Origin of the sequence: Loktanella salsilacus (assembly GCF_900114485.1) — a bacterium.
Lineage (GTDB): Bacteria > Pseudomonadota > Alphaproteobacteria > Rhodobacterales > Rhodobacteraceae > Loktanella > Loktanella salsilacus.
Map to the genome: position 1 here is coordinate 1 of NZ_FOTF01000002.1, position 15542 is coordinate 15542.

The 15542-nt window shown below is 60.3% G+C and carries 14 protein-coding genes and 1 pseudogene; 8 read left to right on the forward strand and 7 right to left on the reverse strand.

Features of this window, described 5'->3' with window-relative positions:
- Both BM131_RS01510 and BM131_RS01515 read left to right on the forward strand, forming a co-directional pair.
- The coding region (locus tag BM131_RS01510; protein WP_139222573.1) for a transposase at positions 1-296 on the forward strand (296 nt) is incomplete at its 5' end.
- Positions 297-316: 20 nt separating this feature from the next.
- A pseudogene (locus BM131_RS01515) lies at positions 317-1480 on the forward strand (ATP-binding protein); the annotation flags it as partial.
- A 109-nt stretch (positions 1481-1589) separates the two neighbouring features.
- Here BM131_RS01515 and BM131_RS01520 read toward each other — a convergent pair.
- Both BM131_RS01520 and BM131_RS01525 read right to left on the reverse strand, forming a co-directional pair.
- A complete protein-coding gene (locus tag BM131_RS01520; RefSeq protein WP_090184661.1) occupies positions 1590-2573 on the reverse strand; it encodes a glucokinase in 984 nt (327 codons plus the stop codon).
- Entirely contained in the window at positions 2570-3901 is a 1332-nt protein-coding gene (locus tag BM131_RS01525) for a GH1 family beta-glucosidase (protein WP_090184664.1), read from the reverse strand. Before BM131_RS01525 ends, BM131_RS01520 begins: the two co-directional genes overlap by 4 nt.
- A gap of 126 nt (positions 3902-4027) precedes the next feature.
- Here BM131_RS01525 and BM131_RS01530 point away from each other — a divergent pair, with 126 nt between their 5' ends.
- The gene (locus tag BM131_RS01530; RefSeq protein WP_392337315.1) at positions 4028-5683 is read left to right on the forward strand and encodes an alpha-glucosidase; all 1656 of its coding nucleotides are present in this window, start codon (positions 4028-4030) and stop codon (positions 5681-5683) included.
- 51 nt (positions 5684-5734) lie between these two features.
- Here the strand turns inward: BM131_RS01530 and BM131_RS01535 are convergent, their stop codons facing one another.
- From BM131_RS01535 to BM131_RS01550, 4 genes are read right to left on the reverse strand one after another with little or no spacing between them, the layout of a single operon-like run.
- Positions 5735-5956: an N-(5'-phosphoribosyl)anthranilate isomerase gene (locus BM131_RS01535; protein ID WP_245754103.1), complete on the reverse strand. Its 222-nt coding sequence runs from the start codon at positions 5954-5956 to the stop codon at positions 5735-5737.
- 44 nt (positions 5957-6000) lie between these two features.
- A complete protein-coding gene (locus BM131_RS01540) occupies positions 6001-7068 on the reverse strand; it encodes a methyltetrahydrofolate cobalamin methyltransferase (protein WP_090184667.1) in 1068 nt (355 codons plus the stop codon).
- Positions 7065-8000, reverse strand: coding sequence for a methylenetetrahydrofolate reductase (locus tag BM131_RS01545; protein WP_090184669.1), 936 nt, complete (start codon positions 7998-8000; stop codon positions 7065-7067). Before BM131_RS01545 ends, BM131_RS01540 begins: the two co-directional genes overlap by 4 nt.
- A gap of 44 nt (positions 8001-8044) precedes the next feature.
- A complete protein-coding gene (locus BM131_RS01550; protein WP_090185320.1) occupies positions 8045-8341 on the reverse strand; it encodes a virulence factor in 297 nt (98 codons plus the stop codon).
- A 255-nt stretch (positions 8342-8596) separates the two neighbouring features.
- On the opposite strand from BM131_RS01550, the gene BM131_RS01555 reads away from it, so the two are divergent.
- Together BM131_RS01555 and BM131_RS01560 are read left to right on the forward strand one after the other, a co-directional pair.
- Positions 8597-9709, forward strand: a complete 1113-nt coding sequence (locus tag BM131_RS01555) for a Ppx/GppA phosphatase family protein (protein WP_090184672.1) — start codon at positions 8597-8599, stop codon at positions 9707-9709.
- 96 nt (positions 9710-9805) lie between these two features.
- Positions 9806-10552: an RlmE family RNA methyltransferase gene (locus tag BM131_RS01560; RefSeq protein ID WP_090184674.1), complete on the forward strand. Its 747-nt coding sequence runs from the start codon at positions 9806-9808 to the stop codon at positions 10550-10552.
- On the opposite strand, the gene BM131_RS01565 is transcribed toward BM131_RS01560, so the two are convergent.
- Positions 10540-11142 (reverse strand): sulfotransferase family protein, encoded by a 603-nt coding sequence (locus tag BM131_RS01565; protein WP_090184677.1) that lies wholly within the window; start codon positions 11140-11142, stop codon positions 10540-10542. The genes BM131_RS01560 and BM131_RS01565 overlap by 13 nt on opposite strands.
- 200 nt (positions 11143-11342) lie before the next feature.
- Here BM131_RS01565 and recA point away from each other — a divergent pair, with 200 nt between their 5' ends.
- The 3 genes from recA (at position 11343) to BM131_RS01580 (ending at position 15528) form a co-directional block, all read left to right on the forward strand.
- Positions 11343-12422 (forward strand): recombinase RecA, encoded by a 1080-nt coding sequence (recA, locus tag BM131_RS01570; RefSeq protein WP_090184680.1) that lies wholly within the window; start codon positions 11343-11345, stop codon positions 12420-12422.
- Between the two features lie 167 nt (positions 12423-12589).
- Positions 12590-15244, forward strand: a complete 2655-nt coding sequence (alaS, locus tag BM131_RS01575; protein WP_090184683.1) for an alanine--tRNA ligase — start codon at positions 12590-12592, stop codon at positions 15242-15244.
- Entirely contained in the window at positions 15241-15528 is a 288-nt protein-coding gene (locus BM131_RS01580; protein ID WP_090184686.1) for a DUF1330 domain-containing protein, read from the forward strand. Before alaS ends, BM131_RS01580 begins: the two co-directional genes overlap by 4 nt.
- Positions 15529-15542 lie beyond the last annotated feature (14 nt).

The following is a 15542-nucleotide window of genomic DNA, read 5'->3' on the forward strand; positions in this document are numbered from 1 at the left end:
TCGCCTCGCGCTATCCATCATTGCGACATGTATTTGCGGATGGCGGGTATGCAGGGCCCAAACTGCGGGACGCGCTAAAGGCCCTCGGCCGATGGACCGTCCAGATCGTCAAACGCTCTGACACCGCGGAGGGCTTTGAAGTGCTGCCGCGACGGTGGGTCGTCGAGCGCACCTTCGCCTGGCTGAACCGATGTCGCCGCCTATCGAAAGATTGGGAAAAATCCATCGCAAGCGCAGAGGCTTGGATCCTCATCGCACACATCAGACGCGTCACACGGCATCTCGCAAGGGATTGAGAAGGTGCAGTTAGTTTTGAATCAGACTCTTAGAGGCGCAGTTCGTGCAAAGCCAGAAAATGCAGGCCATTGGTCAGTTAGCGGGCGGCGTTGCGCATGATTTCAATAATCTGCTCACTGCGATTTCAGGGCACTGCGACCTGCTGCTGCTGCGCCACGATCAGGGCGATCACGACTATGGCGATTTGATCCAGATCCATCAAAACGCGAACCGCGCGGCAAGCCTTGTGGGGCAGCTTTTGGCATTTTCGCGCAAGCAAAACTTACAACCAGAGCGGATCGATCTGCGCGATACGCTGTCCGATCTGACCCATCTTCTGAACCGGCTTGTTGGCGAAAAAGTAACACTTATTCTGGACCACGACCCTGATTTGGCCGCGATCAAGGCAGATAAGCGGCAGTTGGAACAGGTCATGATGAACCTTGTCGTCAATGCCCGCGATGCCATGCCGTCGGGCGGCGAAATTGGGATCAAGACCAATAATCGCGTGTTGGACATGCCCCTGATCCGCGACCGGGTCACCGTGCCTGCGGGCGAATATGTCTGCGTGCGGGTCATCGACGAAGGTTGCGGTATTCCGGCCGATCGTCTGGACAAGATATTCGAGCCGTTCTGGACGACCAAACGCCCGGGAGAGGGAACTGGACTTGGGCTGTCGACGGTTTATGGCATCGTGAAGCAGACTGGCGGCTATATCTTTGCGCATTCAGAGGTGGGGGTTAGCACGGAATTTGAATTGTTATTCCCAAGTCATTCGCTGCCCGTCGCCGACAAATCGCTGATCCCGCCGCCGCAGCACGCAACAGTGGTGCGCCAAGGTGATGGCGTTGTGCTGCTGGTCGAGGACGAGGCCCCGGTGCGTGCCTTTGCATCCCGCGCCCTGCGTCTGCGCGGATATACCGTGCTGGAAGCGGATTGTGCCGAAGGCGCGCTAGAGATGCTTGCTGACCCAGAGCTGAAGGTCGATATCTTTGTGACCGATGTGATCATGCCCGGCAAAGATGGTCCAACCTGGGTCAGAGAAGCGCTGATCGAGCGTCCAGCCACCAAGGTTGTTTTTGTGTCGGGGTATTCCGAAGACGCGTTCTCTGACGAAAGCGCACGGATACCGGATGCGGTGTTCTTGCCGAAGCCATTCTCTTTGAACGAGCTGACATCGACGGTGCAGGAACAGCTGGCCTAACAGTTAGCCGTTCAGGCCCAAATTTCTGCGCGAAAGCCTGCACCTTCCGCCTGCTATCAGGCGGAAGGTGCAGGCTTCAAAACCAGTCTTTGACTTGGCCGGACTTGATTTAAGTTTCCGCGTTCGCCAGCGACACCAAATGCGCGGCAGATCCGGTCAGGGCGGCGTAATCGTCTTCGATCACAGAGACCGCGAAATTGCCCATAAACCCGGCAAACCGGCCCTTATCACGGAACGCTTCACCAAAGCCGAACTGGGTCAGGTAGGGGGCAAAGGCGCGTGCGACGCCGCCGACAAGGTAAACACCGCCGAACGGCAGTTGAATGAGCGACAGGTTGCCAGCAACCGTGCCCAAAATGCGGGTGAAAATCTGGGCTGCTTCAACGGCGCGCGGATCGCGGCCATCGGCGAGGGCGGCCATGATCATATGCGCCCGCTCTTCACGCGGATCGCCGGCCTCTTGACCCAAGAAGGCATAAACCCGCTCTAGCCCGCGGCCGGACAGCACGTCCTCGACCGCCGGAAAGCCATGCGCATTGGACACGTATTGGCACAAACGCAGCTCTTGTTCGGTGCGGATTGGCAGGTTGGCGTGGCCGCTTTCCGAAGGGGTGACGAGGCGGCCATGTTCGGTGTCAAACACGGGGGCCGCGTTAAATCCGGTGCCGACGCCGATCACCAGCTTGGCGGCGTGTTCGTTACCTTCGGGGCCGGTCAGGATCGGCAGGACGTTCTGCGGTGCCAAAAACCCCAGCGCATGGCCCTGCGCCTGCAAATCATTCAAAATCGCCACAGTATGTGACCGGGTTGCGCGCGCCAGCGTGTCTTTGTCGATCACCCAATCCAGATTGGTCATCGATGCTTGACCGTCGCGCACCGGACCCGCGACCGCGACGCAAGCGGCGTAGGGAGCCAGACCGCCGGAGTCCGCCTCGTACTGGCGGATCACGCTTTCAAGTCCGGGAAAATCGACGTTCTGATAGCGGCGCACTGTGTCGGCCAGCACGGTGCGGCCTTCGGCCAATGCGATCCGGGTATTCGTGCCGCCAATATCGGCGACCAGATTATAGGAGTTAGCAGCAGGCAAGGTCATACATCGTTCTTTCGCGGGGCAATGGCGGACTTCAGCGCGTGATAAGAGGCTTTGGGCGTGCGGTCCAGCGTGTCGAAGTCGACATGCACCAGACCAAAGCGTTTTTCGTAACCGAAGGCCCATTCATAGTTGTCGAGCAGCGACCAATAGAAAAAGCCCTGCAAGTTTGCGCCGCTGGTGATCGCGGCCTGCATGGCTTGCATATGGCGGTCGATAAAATCAATGCGCACATCGTCGTCGGTGCCCACCTCGTCTGGCCACGCCATGCCGTTTTCGGTGACAAACATCGGCAGATCGCCGACATAGTCGCGGGCCATGCGGGTCAGGGTGCGTTGCAGACCTTCGGGATAAACCTCCCAGCCCATCTGGGTTTTACTCAGCGGGCCGGTGACGGGTTTGGTCGCGGGCCAGGTCGCGTCCGGATCAGCGGCAACAAGGCCGCGGGTGTAGTAATTAACGCCTAGAAAATCGATCGGCTGGCTGATCTCGGCCATGTCGTCTTGCCAGCCTTGCGGCAGGTGGGGGCCGAACCCTACCAGCGCCTCTGCGGGGTAGGTGCCCTTGGTGATTGCCTCGATGAACCAGCGGTTATGGGTGGCGTCCTGCGTGGCGGCGGCGCGGGTGTCGGCGGCGCTGTCTGTGGCCGCCTCTGTCGCCTCGAAGTTCAGGACGATGCCGCAATTTTTCATGCCTAGGTCGCGCAGGCGGGTCATGGTGCGGCCGTGAGCCTTATTCACATGATGCATGGCGCGGGCGGCGGCGCGGATGTCGCGCAGGCCGGGGGCATGGTGGCCCAGAAAATGGGACAGGTAGGCGACGCACCAGCTTTCATTGATGGTCGCGATGGAATGGACCCGGTCGCCGATGCGGTTGGTGATCACCTCGGCGTAGTCCGCCATCCAGTCGGCGACATCGGGGTTGGTCCAGCCGCCCAAGTCCGCCAAAGCAGATGGCATTTCCCAGTGATACAGCGTTTGGAACGGCTTTAATCCGCGATCAAGGCAGCCATCGACCAAGCGGTCATAGAAATCGAGGCCCTCTTGGTTCACTTGGCCGCGCCCTTCGGGCAGCACCCGCGCCCAGCTGGTGGAAAAGCGGTAGGCGTCCATGCCTGCGTCTTTGAGCAGGTCCAGATCGGCGTCCATGCGGTGGTAATGGTCGCAGGCGATTGCGCCGTCTTCTGCGCGCACGACATTGCCCGGGCCTTTGGCGAAGGTGTCCCAATGGGTCGAACCTGCGCCGCCGAAAGATGACCCTTCGATCTGGTAGGCAGCGGTGGCGGCCCCGAACAGAAAACCTGCTGGGAAATCGGACCGGGACAGTTTCATGGCGGCTCCTCCTGTTAGCGGTAACTTTTACGCAGGCTATCGCGAATGACAAGGCCGGGCGCGTGTGGCTTGTTGCGTTTAAACATGCGCGTTGCTAGCAAAAGACATAGCCAGACAAGGATAGTGATGATGACCGGACATAGGATCGACAATGTGGCGAACCCCGACTGGTGGCGGGGGGCCGTGATCTATCAGATCTATCCGCGCAGCTATCAGGACAGTAACGGCGACGGGATCGGCGATTTGCTGGGGATTGTGGGGCGCATTCCCTATATCGCGTCGCTTGGCGTGGATGCGATCTGGATTTCGCCGTTCTTTACATCCCCGATGAAGGACTTCGGCTACGACGTCAGCGATTATTGCGACGTGGACCCGATGTTTGGCACGCTGGCCGATTTCGATGCGGTAATCGATACGGCACACCGCTTTGGCATTCGTGTGCTGATCGATCTGGTGCTCAGCCATACCAGCGACCAGCATCCGTGGTTCCAGCAAAGTGTGCAGGACCGCACGAACGACAAAGCGGACTGGTACGTTTGGGCCGATCCCAAGCCGGACGGCACGCCGCCGAATAACTGGCTGTCAATCTTTGGCGGGAGCGGCTGGCAGTGGTCGCCGCGGCGCGAGCAGTATTACCAGCACAACTTTCTGACCAGCCAGCCTGATTTGAACTTCCACTCCGAAGCGGTGCAGAACGCCTTGCTCGAGGTCGCGCAGTTCTGGCTGCACCGGGGCGTCGACGGCTTCCGGCTAGATACGATCAACTTTTACACCTGCGATTCCGAACTGCGGGACAACCCACCGCTGCCCAAGGATCAGCGCAACGCGAACATCGCCCCGGCGGTGAACCCCTATAACCACCAGCTGCATATCTACGATAAGAACCGGCCAGAAAACCTTGATTTCCTGCGTAAATTACGGGCCGAGATGAAGCCTTACGGTGCCGCTGCCGTGGGCGAGGTTGGCGATGCGCAGCGCGGGCTCGAGATTTTGGGCGAGTATACGCGCGGCGACGATCTGATGCACATGTGCTATGCCTTCGAGTTTCTGGCCAACACCCAGCCGACCGCCGCCCGCATCGTCGAGGTGATGGAGGACGTGGACCGCGTCGCCGGCGATGGCTGGGCGTGCTGGGCGTTTTCCAACCACGACGTGGTGCGCCATGTCAGCCGCTGGCAGTTGTCCACCGGGGCGCAGCGCATGTTCATTACGTTGATCATGGCGCTGCGTGGGTCGGTCTGCATTTACCAAGGCGAAGAGTTGGGCCTGCCAGAGGCAGAGGTGCGGTTTGAGGACTTGCAGGACCCTTACGGCATCGAATTCTGGCCAGAGTTCAAAGGCCGCGACGGCTGCCGCACACCGATGGTCTGGGACGCCGACGCGCAAAACGCCGGCTTTTCGAATGCGCCGCGCACGTGGTTGCCAATTGCAGAGGCGCACCGCAGCCTTGCCGTTGACAAGCAGGAACACGACCCAAGCGCCATCTTGCACCATTACCGCAAGGCAATCGCGTTCCGGCACAATCATCCTGCCCTGCGTGTGGGCAGCCATGATGGGCTGAAAGCGGACGGCGATGTGATCTATTTCACGCGGGAAACCGAAGGGCAAAAGCTGTTCTGCGTCTTCAACGTCTCGGACAGCCCCAGCAGTTTTCACATGCCGGATGGCGACTGGCGGTCAGTGGGGCAAGAGCTGGGCAGCGCCACGATTAACGAAGACGGCTGGCTGTATTTGGGGCCGTGGCAGGCCTGCATGGCGCTGGATCGCACAGATGCGCGCTAGCCGATTTTTCGTCGAAAAATCGGAGAGTCCAAATTTTCGGCGAAAATTTGGCTAGAACAGCAGCCGAATTCCGCCGGAATGGCAGATGACAATCAAGTGGGGACCGGTTTCGATCAGGTGGAAACCGCGCCTTCGCACCTCTGCCTCGAACCTGTCGCGGCCAATTTCGCGCGTAATCCAGTCCGATCTGCGTCGGATGACGCCGCCGGATTGGACCGCTTTCGCAGCAAAGATTTGGTCCAGCCAATTCAAGGGCGGGGTTGTGCGGGTCATGATATTCATGACCCGCATCTGAGCACGACAAGGTGAAGACCGACTTAATTCCGCTTGCGGCGGCCTGTCCGCGCGCGGCCTTCGCCGGGGGCGACGACAGCGCGGTTAAAGCGGATCCATTCACCACCCGACGGGTCGTTATCGGTCAGGAAGTTCGCGGCGCGGATCGCTTCCATTTCCGATCCGGCGCGGGATTTCATCGACCCAAGCCCGGTCAGTTGGCAAAAGATTTCCAGATCAATATCGTCCGGCACGATGAAACCAGCGGCGGCCAGTTCCAGCTTTTTCGCCTCGATCTTAGCTAGGCTGACGGGCAGGGCGACCGGGTTCATAATGGCAGAGGTCATGCCCGTCGCCATCGCCATCGGCAAAAACGCGTTGTTGATGCCGTGGCGGTTCGGCAGGCCAAAGCTGATGTTGGACGCGCCGCAGGTCGTGTTCACGCCCAGTTCGTCGCGCAGACGGCGCACGAGGGTGAAAACCTGCAGGCCAGCGGTGCCCATTGCGCCAATCGGCATGACCAGCGGGTCAACGACGATATCATGGGCGGGGATGCCATAGTCAGCGGCGCGTTCGACGATTTTTTTCGCGACAGCAAAGCGGACATCGGGGTCTTCGGAAATACCGGTGTCGTCGTTGGAAATCGCCACGACCGGCACATTGTATTTCTTGACCAGCGGCAGCACCAGTTCCAGACGCTCTTCTTCGCCGGTGACAGAATTCAGCAGCGGGCGCCCTTCGCAGGCGGCAAGGCCAGCCTCGAGCGCGCCGGGGACAGAGCTGTCTATGCACAGCGGCACGTCGACGATCGCCTGCACGCGGCGGATCAGTTCGGGCATCAGCATCGGTTCGACAAAGTTATTGTCGGCATAACGCGGATCGGTCGCCATTTTGTTGGTGAAAACCGCGCCAGAGTTGATGTCCAGCATTGTCGCCCCAGCGGCGACCTGCGCGATGGCGTCAGCCTCGACCCGGGAATAATCGCCTTGCTCCAGCTCGGCGGCCAAAATCTTGCGCCCCGTCGGGTTGATGCGTTCGCCGATGACGCAGAACGGCTGGTCAAAGCCGATGATGGCGGTCTTGGTCTTGGATTCGACGATTGTACGGGTCATGCGGGGTCCTTTTGCGGGTTGGCCGGACGGGCAGAGGCTCCACCGTTGTCCATGGCCCATTGGGCGTTGGTCTTGATCCCGCCAAGCGGGAAGAAATGCACGTTGGTCACGTTGAAATCGGGGTTTGCGGCCTTGTGGGCGGCAAGCGCCGTGATGACCTCGTCCGGGTTATAGGGCAGCAGCAGCTTGGTCACATCCATGGCGCGGCGTTGCAAGACGCGCAAGGATGGGCCAACGCCGCAGGCCATGGCGAATTTGATCATGGTTTGTAGCTTGGCAGGGCCAGCGATGCCGATATGGATCGGCAAGGTGATGCCGGCGTCTTTGAGCGCATCAGCCCAAGCGATGATCGGGTCCGCTTCAAAGCAGAACTGAGTCGCCAGCGCCATCTGCGCGTCCGTCGTGTCGCTGAACCGCTGCTTCCAGCGCAGCGCGTCGGTCACATTTGCGTCAGAGCCGTCGGGGTCGATATCGCGGTTCCCCTCGGGGTGGCCAGCAACATGCAGGCGTTTGAAATCAGCAAAAGCGCCGCTTTCCAGCAGCTGCATAGAGTTTTCAAAGTCGCCGTGGGGCAGGGTGACGCCGCCCGCCAGCAGCAGCGCCTGATCGACGCCGGCCTCGCCGCGGTAGCGGGCGATCCAGTCAGTCAGGGTGGCGCGGTCTTTGATGATGCGCGCCGGAAAGTGCGGCATGACGTTGTAGCCGTCATTGGCCAGCCGCTTGGCCGTCGCGACCATGTCGTCAATCGGTGTGCCGTCGATATGGGCGATGTAAACGCGTGTCCCTGCGGGCAGAAGCGATTGAAAATCGACGATCTTTTCCGCTGTGCGCGGCATCACCTCGATCGAATAATCCTTCAGGAATGCCTCCACCTGACTATCCGGTGCCGCGCTAGGTGCGGGTTTCTTACGCAGGAACGGCATTAGCGACATGGCAGTCTCCTTTAGGCGATGAGGCAAGGGGGGTGGCGGCTGGGTCACGTCCAGCCGTCGTTTTCGATCAAGGCACGCAGGCGATCTGGCGTGAATTCCGCATCAAGGCGCGCGGCTTCGGCCTGCGCCACGGCGGCGTCTTCACCGTCCAGCGCATAAGGGTCGCCCCGGCGCATACCTGACAGGTATTCGTCTGTGCCTGCGGCACCGGATTTCATCGCAGCGCGGTCGATGGCTTGCTCAAACCGTTCTGGCAGTTGGATTTTGCTGGCCTTGCGCCCGCGGCCGACCATGACCTGAGCAGGCATATCGCGCCAATAGATAATCGTGACGTCGGGCATTGTTTCGTTATCCTTGTTCCGCAGGGTGCGGCGTTTCATCGCTTCTAGCATCGCGCGGCGCGGCGCTTGGTCGGTTTTCGACATAACGCAGCACTTGCGCGACGGGTATCGCCCAAGGCCCGCCGCGATGCCAGCGCCGCGCACCCTCATATCCCGCATGATGATGGTGAGGCGACCTCATGACGCAAAGGCTTCGCTTGCCAGTATGCGTCCAACAGCATAGCGTGGTGGCAACTCGAAATGGAGGGCGTGACTATGGCGCCCAAGCGTCCCTTTGGTGCGGGCGCGTACCCGAAAGCGGTCGATACCCCCGCGCCACAATCTCCTGATCCGGCCACGCTTTATGCGGCCCTCGATCTGGGGACCAACTCTTGCCGCATGCTGATTGCCCAACCGAAGGGCAGCCAGTTTCATGTGGTCGACAGCTTCTCTAAATCCGTCCAATTGGGGCAGGGGTTAGAGAGCACTGGAAAGCTGTCTCGCGCGTCGATGAACCGCACGATTGCGGCGATGCGGATCTGTAAGCAAAAACTGGAACGTCACAATGTCACGCATATGCGGCTTGTGGCGACCGAAGCGTGTCGCCGTGCGCGCAACGGCGCGAATTTCGTGGCGCAAGTGCGGCGCGAAACGGGACTGAAGCTCGAGATCATCAAGCCAGAGGAAGAGGCGCGCCTTGCCGTCATTTCCTGCGCGCCGCTGGTCAGCACCAAGACCGAACAGCTGCTGGTTGTCGATATAGGCGGCGGCTCGACCGAACTGGTTTGGATCGACATCAGCCATGTCCCCGCGCGCGAACGTCCCCGCGCGATTATGCGGCTGCATGCGGGCTTTACCGCCGACCCCGGTCCCTTTGCCGCGGCCAAGGTGGTGGACTGGATTTCCGTGCCGCTTGGCGTTGCCACCTTGCGCGATCAGTTCGCCGATGTGGAAGACGACGCCGCGCGCTTTGCACTGATGAGCTGGTTCTTCGAAGAAAACCTCGCGAACTTTTCGCCCTATGGGTCAGAGCAGGCGCGAGAGAATTTCCAGATCATCGGCACCAGCGGCACTGTGACGACGGTCGCGGCGTCCCATCTGGGGCTGAAGCGGTATGACCGGACCAAGGTGGACGGGCTGCGGATGACGACGGACCAGATCGACACTGTGATTCGCAATTACCTGACGCTTGGCCCGTTGGGCCGGCGCAGTGATCCGCGCATTGGGCGCGACCGGCAGGCCTTAATCATGTCAGGGGCTGCGATTTTGCAGGCTTTGATGCGGCTTTGGCCCACGGATCGCCTGTCTGTGGCGGACCGGGGCCTGCGCGAGGGGTTGCTTTATGCCCAGATGTCGGCAGATGGGGTACTAGAAGACGCGCCGTATTGAGAGCCGGCCGATTTTTCGTGCGAAAAATCGCAGATGAAGACGTTTCAAGTGAAAGGTCTTCCGGTGGCAAACGGTAGGAATTGAGAAGAAACGAACATGGCAAAGACACCCAGCAAAAATTCATCGGGCCGCGGACAGCGGGATCTGACGGTCAAGGTCAAGACTGCGCGGGGCCGCTCTTTGTCGTCTACGCGTTGGCTGCAGCGGCAGTTGAACGACCCCTACGTGAAGAAAGCCAAGATCGAAGGCTATCGCGGCCGGGCGGCGTTCAAGATCTTGGAACTGGACGATAAATATCGCTTTCTTATCCCCGGCGCGCGCGTCGTCGATCTGGGCTGTGCGCCCGGCGGTTGGTGCCAAGTCGCGGTGCGCCGCGTGAACGCCTTGGGCGAGCGGACGTCAAAGGCCGTGGGCCGCGTGCTGGGCGTCGATCTGCAAGAGGTCGAGCCGATTGCTGGCGCTGAAATTCACCAGCTTGATTTTCTGGATGACGGTGCCGACCAGTTGGTGATGTCGTGGCTGGATGGCCAAGCCGATGTGGTGATGTCCGACATGGCGGCCTCTGCGTCGGGCCACAAGCAGACCGACCACTTGAAAATCATCGCGCTGTGCGAAGCGGCGGCTTATTTTTCCTTCGACGTGCTGACGCCGGGCGGCACCTTTGTCGCCAAGGTTTTGGCGGGCGGGGCAGAAGGCAATTTGCAAAAGCTTCTGAAATCGCGATTCGAGAAAGTGTCGAACGTCAAACCGCCTGCATCGCGGTCTGACAGTTCGGAAAAGTTCGTCGTCGCGACCGGTTTCAAAGGACCGCTGCCGGACGATCCAAACGATCAGGACGACTGACGCGCGGCCTGCCAAACCTCAAACTCCGCCGCCCGCTTGTCGCGCAGCTTTGCCTCTACCGCGGGGCTAAGCACCGCTGCGCGCGGGGGCGAGACATTGAGGCGAGGCAGGGTCAAGGTCACGTCAAGCCGTTGTTCTAAAAACGCAATCAGGCGATCCTGGTCCTCGTAGGCGAACAGGTGATCGACCGCGATCTGCCCCTCGCCGTCGCAGACAAACTTTGCCTGACTGCCGACATTGGCAAAGGGCTCAGGCTTGCCCTTCACGTATTCCAGCACGAATTCGTCAAAGCTGACGTCTTTGGTGCTGTTCGGATGCCCGTCCAGATCGGCGCGCGCGCGGTAGCGATACCAGCTGCCCAGCCAGTCGATTGGATCACGCACGACGGCCATCGTTTCTGGTTCTTGCCCACCCGCCTGGACAAAGAACGGTTTCAGAAACCGGCGATAGCGGTAAATTGGCGCATGCTTGATGGTCGGCGGATCGCGCAGGACCATCGCGGCCTTGGGGCCAAGCGCGCCCTCGATCGCGGTGGTGCCGGTTTTTGGCACGGCCAAAAAGACCAAGTTTTCTTTCCAAAAGACCAGCATGGCGGCTCCGTTTCGCTATTCTTGGGCAGACCCTAATTCATGCACAAATTTTTAACCACTCTGGGTGCAGGTTTAATTTGGTTAAGAAATGAGTTGAAATGTTCTCGCTTTGGTCTCATATAAAGCGTTAAGAACAGATCAAGAACACATACCGGCGATTGCGGCCCCCCCACCGGGCATGACATAAGGACGCGACTGACATGGCAACGGCAGAACTTCTGAAAATGACTGACAAGAAAACCGCCGACAAGCAAAAGGCGCTGGAAAGCGCGCTGGCGCAAATCGAACGTCAATTCGGCAAGGGGTCCATCATGACCCTTGGCGGCCAAAACCAGATGCGCGACATCGAAGCGACCAGCACTGGATCGCTTGGACTCGATATCGCGCTTGGCATTGGTGGCCTGCCCAAGGGCCGCATCATTGAAATTTATGGTCCGGAATCATCGGGTAAGACGACGCTGACCCTGCATTCCATCGCGGAAGAGCAGAAAAAAGGCGGCGTTTGCGCCTTTGTTGATGCGGAACACGCCTTTGATCCGGCCTATGCGAAGAAGCTGGGCGTCAACCTGGACGAGCTGCTGATTTCGCAGCCCGACACCGGCGAGCAAGCGCTTGAGATTGTTGACACACTGGTCCGCTCTGGCGCGGTCAGCTTGGTGGTGATCGACTCTGTCGCCGCCCTGACACCGAAGTCGGAAATCGAAGGCGATATGGGCGATAGCAGCGTTGGCGTGCACGCCCGCCTGATGTCCCAAGCGATGCGCAAGCTGACCGGTTCGATCAACCGCTCTGGCTGTATGGTGATCTTCATTAACCAGATTCGGATGAAGATCGGCGTCATGTTCGGCTCGCCCGAGACGACGACCGGCGGAAATGCGCTGAAGTTCTATGCCTCCGTGCGTTTGGATATCCGCCGCATCGGTTCGATCAAGGACCGGGACGAGGTTGTGGGCAACCAGACCCGCGTGAAGGTTGTTAAGAACAAAGTCGCGCCGCCGTTCAAGCAGGTCGAATTCGACATCATGTATGGCGAAGGCATTTCCAAAAATGGCGAGCTGCTGGATCTGGGCGTGAAAGCTGGCGTCGTGGAAAAGTCCGGCGCTTGGTTCAGCTACGGCGACGAGCGTATGGGGCAGGGCCGCGAGAACTCTAAGCAGTTCCTGAAGGATAACCCTGCAGCCGCGATCGAAATTGAAGACAAAATTCGCGCGGCTCATGGCTTGGACTTCGCGATGTCGGATAACGATTCTGGATCAGACGACGATCTGGTTGAAATGTAAGCCACTTCGAACGGTGCGGGGCGACACCAGAAACGCCTGACGCGCAGCGATGCGCGGACAATATCCGGGAAAGGGTGCGGCGCAGGCTGCACCCTTTTTCGTTATCGCTTTACGGTGCGGCGCTAGGGGTCTATTTCATCCCAAACCACCGCATTGAAGGCCCTGATATGACCTCTCTTTCTGATATCCGTTCGACATTTCTGAACTTCTACGGTCGCAACGGGCACGAGGTCGTCGCCTCTAGCCCGCTCGTGCCGCGCAACGACCCGACTTTGATGTTCGCCAACTCTGGTATGGTTCAGTTTAAGAACCTGTTCACGGGCGTTGAAACGCGCGATTACAACCGGGCGACGTCTGCGCAGAAATGCGTGCGCGCCGGCGGCAAGCACAACGATCTGGACAACGTCGGTTATACCGCGCGGCACCATACCTTCTTTGAAATGCTGGGCAATTTCAGCTTTGGCGACTATTTCAAGGACGACGCCATCGCTTTTGCGTGGGAACTGCTGACTAAGGATTTTGGCCTGAATAAGGACAAGCTGCTGGTCACCGTCTACCACACCGATGACGAGGCCGCGGCGATCTGGAAAAAGGTCGCAGGCATCAGTGACGACCGGATCATCCGCATCCCGACTGACGACAACTTTTGGCGGATGGGGCCGACGGGTCCTTGCGGCCCCTGCACCGAGATTTTCTACGACCACGGCGACAAGATTTGGGGCGGCCCTCCGGGCTCTGCCGAGGAAGATGGCGACCGGTTTATCGAGATCTGGAACCTTGTGTTCATGCAGAACGAGCAGTTCGAGGATGGCACCATGCGCCCCCTTGATATGCAGTCCATCGACACCGGCATGGGGCTAGAGCGGATCGGCGCACTGCTGCAGGGCAAGCACGATAACTATGACACCGACCTGATGCGGTCCCTGATTGAGGCGTCCGCCCATGCCACCAGCAGCGATCCCGACGGCCCCGGCAAAGTGCACCACCGCGTCATCGCCGACCATTTGCGCGCGACGTCGTTCCTGATCGCTGACGGCGTGATGCCGTCCAACGACGGTCGCGGCTATGTGCTGCGCCGCATCATGCGCCGCGCCATGCGCCATGCCCACCAGCTGGGTGCGCAAGATCCGCTGATGCACCGTTTGGTGCCTGCGCTGGTGCAAGAAATGGGCGCGGCTTATCCGGAACTTGGCCAAGCCCGCACCCTGATCGAAGAGACGCTGAAGAACGAAGAAGTCCGCTTCCGCCAGACCCTTGACCGGGGTCTGAAGCTGCTGGACGACGAAGTCTCGCGCCTTGGCGACGGTGAAAACCTGCCCGGCGAGGCGGCGTTTAAGCTCTATGACACCTATGGCTTCCCGCTGGACCTGACGCAGGACGCCCTGCGCGAACAGGGCCGCGGCGTGAACACCGATGGGTTCGACAGCGCCATGGCCGAGCAAAAGCAAAAGGCGCGCGCAGCTTGGTCCGGCACGGGCGAGGCGGCCGATGCTTCCGTCTGGTTCGATCTGGCGGAATCCAAGGGCCTGACCGATTTCCTAGGCTACGACACCCTGACGGCTGAAGGTCAAATTCAGGCCCTTGTCGTGGACGGTGCAGTCGCGTCCACCGCCAAAGGCGCGGTGCAGATCGTGCTGAACCAGACGCCGTTCTATGCGGAGTCCGGCGGTCAGGTTGGCGATGCTGGGACGATCAAGACGGAAACCGGCATGGCGCAGATCACCGACACCAAAAAGGTGGCGGGAGTCTTCATCCATATCGCGCAGGTCACGATGGGTGAAATCAGCACCGGGCAGGGCGCACAGCTGCAGGTCGATACGGATCGCCGCGGTGATGTGCAGGCGAACCATTCCGCGACGCACCTGCTGAACGAGGCGCTGCGCGAGACGCTTGGCGATCACATTGCCCAGCGTGGATCGCTGAACGCACCGGATCGGTTGCGGTTCGACTTTAGCCACAACGCGGCGGTGTCGATCGATGATCTGCGCAGCGTGGAGCTGGAGGTCAATGCGATGATCCGGCAGAACACTCCGGTCGAGACGCGGATCATGACCCCGGACGACGCCCGCGCCCTTGGGGCGCAGGCTTTGTTTGGTGAAAAATACGGCGACGAAGTGCGTGTCGTGTCGATGGGGCGCAAGCCCGGCAGCGGCAAAGGCGCGGATGGTCAGACCTATTCGCTGGAACTGTGCGGCGGCACCCATGTGCGCCAGCTGGGCCAAATTGGCGCGTTCGTGGTGCTGGGCGACAGTGCCTCTAGCGCCGGTGTGCGCCGGATCGAGGCGCTGACCGGGCAGGCGGCGCTGGACCATTTGCGCGCGCAGGATGCAGTGCTGAGCCAAGTGGCAGCGACGCTGAAAGCGCCCGCAGCAGAGGTCGCAGACCGCGTGCGCAGCCTGATGGATGAACGTAAAGCGCTGGCAAACGAGGTCGCGCAATTGCGCCGCGATTTGGCGATGGGCGGCGGCGGCGCGGATACCAGTGCCGAGCAGGTCAATGGCATCGCGTTTCAAGGTCAGGTGATGCAGGGCGTCACGGGCAAGGATCTGCCCGCGCTGATCGACGATATGAAGCAGCGCATGGGCTCTGGCGCCGTGCTGCTGATCGCCGAAGCGGGCGGCAAAGCGGCCGTTGCGGCGGGCGTGACGCCGGATCTGACGGACCGTTTGTCCGCCGTGGACCTGCTGCGGGCCGCCGTGGCAGAGCTGGGCGGTAAAGGCGGCGGCGGCCGCGCCGATATGGCGCAGGGCGGCGGTGCTTCGGTTGAAAATGCAGAGGCTGCCATCGCGGCAGCACGTGCAGTGATGGAGAAATTGGCATGAAAACAGCGCTTTGGGTGGCCCACGTCACCGTGACGGATAACGATTCCTACGCGAAATACGCTGCCCTCGCGACGGGCGCGATTGCGGACCACGGCGGCGTCTTTCTGGCGCGTGGCGGGGCCTATGAGACGCTGGAAGGGCCAGTCCGTCCGCGTAATGTCGTCGCACGGTTTCCGTCGATGCAGGCGGCGCATGATTGCTATTATTCTGATGCCTACCAAGAAGCACTGGGTCACGCCAAAGGCGCGGCGCAGCGTGAATTGAGCATCATCGAAGAACTTTGAAAGGCGCACTTGGC

What these genes read in the sequence shown, in the direction of transcription:
- BM131_RS01520 (WP_090184661.1), bottom strand. Translation starts at nt 2,573, where the DNA reads ATGACCTTGCCTGCTGCTAACTCCTATAATCTGGTCGCCGATATTGGC.
- BM131_RS01525 (WP_090184664.1), bottom strand. Translation starts at nt 3,901, where the DNA reads ATGAAACTGTCCCGGTCCGATTTCCCAGCAGGTTTTCTGTTCGGGGCC.
- BM131_RS01530 (WP_392337315.1), top strand. Translation starts at nt 4,028, where the DNA reads ATGATGACCGGACATAGGATCGACAATGTGGCGAACCCCGACTGGTGG.
- BM131_RS01535 (WP_245754103.1), bottom strand. Translation starts at nt 5,956, where the DNA reads ATGACCCGCACAACCCCGCCCTTGAATTGGCTGGACCAAATCTTTGCT.
- BM131_RS01540 (WP_090184667.1), bottom strand. Translation starts at nt 7,068, where the DNA reads ATGACCCGTACAATCGTCGAATCCAAGACCAAGACCGCCATCATCGGC.
- BM131_RS01545 (WP_090184669.1), bottom strand. Translation starts at nt 8,000, where the DNA reads ATGTCGCTAATGCCGTTCCTGCGTAAGAAACCCGCACCTAGCGCGGCA.
- BM131_RS01550 (WP_090185320.1), bottom strand. Translation starts at nt 8,341, where the DNA reads ATGCCCGACGTCACGATTATCTATTGGCGCGATATGCCTGCTCAGGTC.
- BM131_RS01555 (WP_090184672.1), top strand. Translation starts at nt 8,597, where the DNA reads ATGGCGCCCAAGCGTCCCTTTGGTGCGGGCGCGTACCCGAAAGCGGTC.
- BM131_RS01560 (WP_090184674.1), top strand. Translation starts at nt 9,806, where the DNA reads ATGGCAAAGACACCCAGCAAAAATTCATCGGGCCGCGGACAGCGGGAT.
- BM131_RS01565 (WP_090184677.1), bottom strand. Translation starts at nt 11,142, where the DNA reads ATGCTGGTCTTTTGGAAAGAAAACTTGGTCTTTTTGGCCGTGCCAAAA.
- recA (WP_090184680.1), top strand. Translation starts at nt 11,343, where the DNA reads ATGGCAACGGCAGAACTTCTGAAAATGACTGACAAGAAAACCGCCGAC.
- alaS (WP_090184683.1), top strand. Translation starts at nt 12,590, where the DNA reads ATGACCTCTCTTTCTGATATCCGTTCGACATTTCTGAACTTCTACGGT.
- BM131_RS01580 (WP_090184686.1), top strand. Translation starts at nt 15,241, where the DNA reads ATGAAAACAGCGCTTTGGGTGGCCCACGTCACCGTGACGGATAACGAT.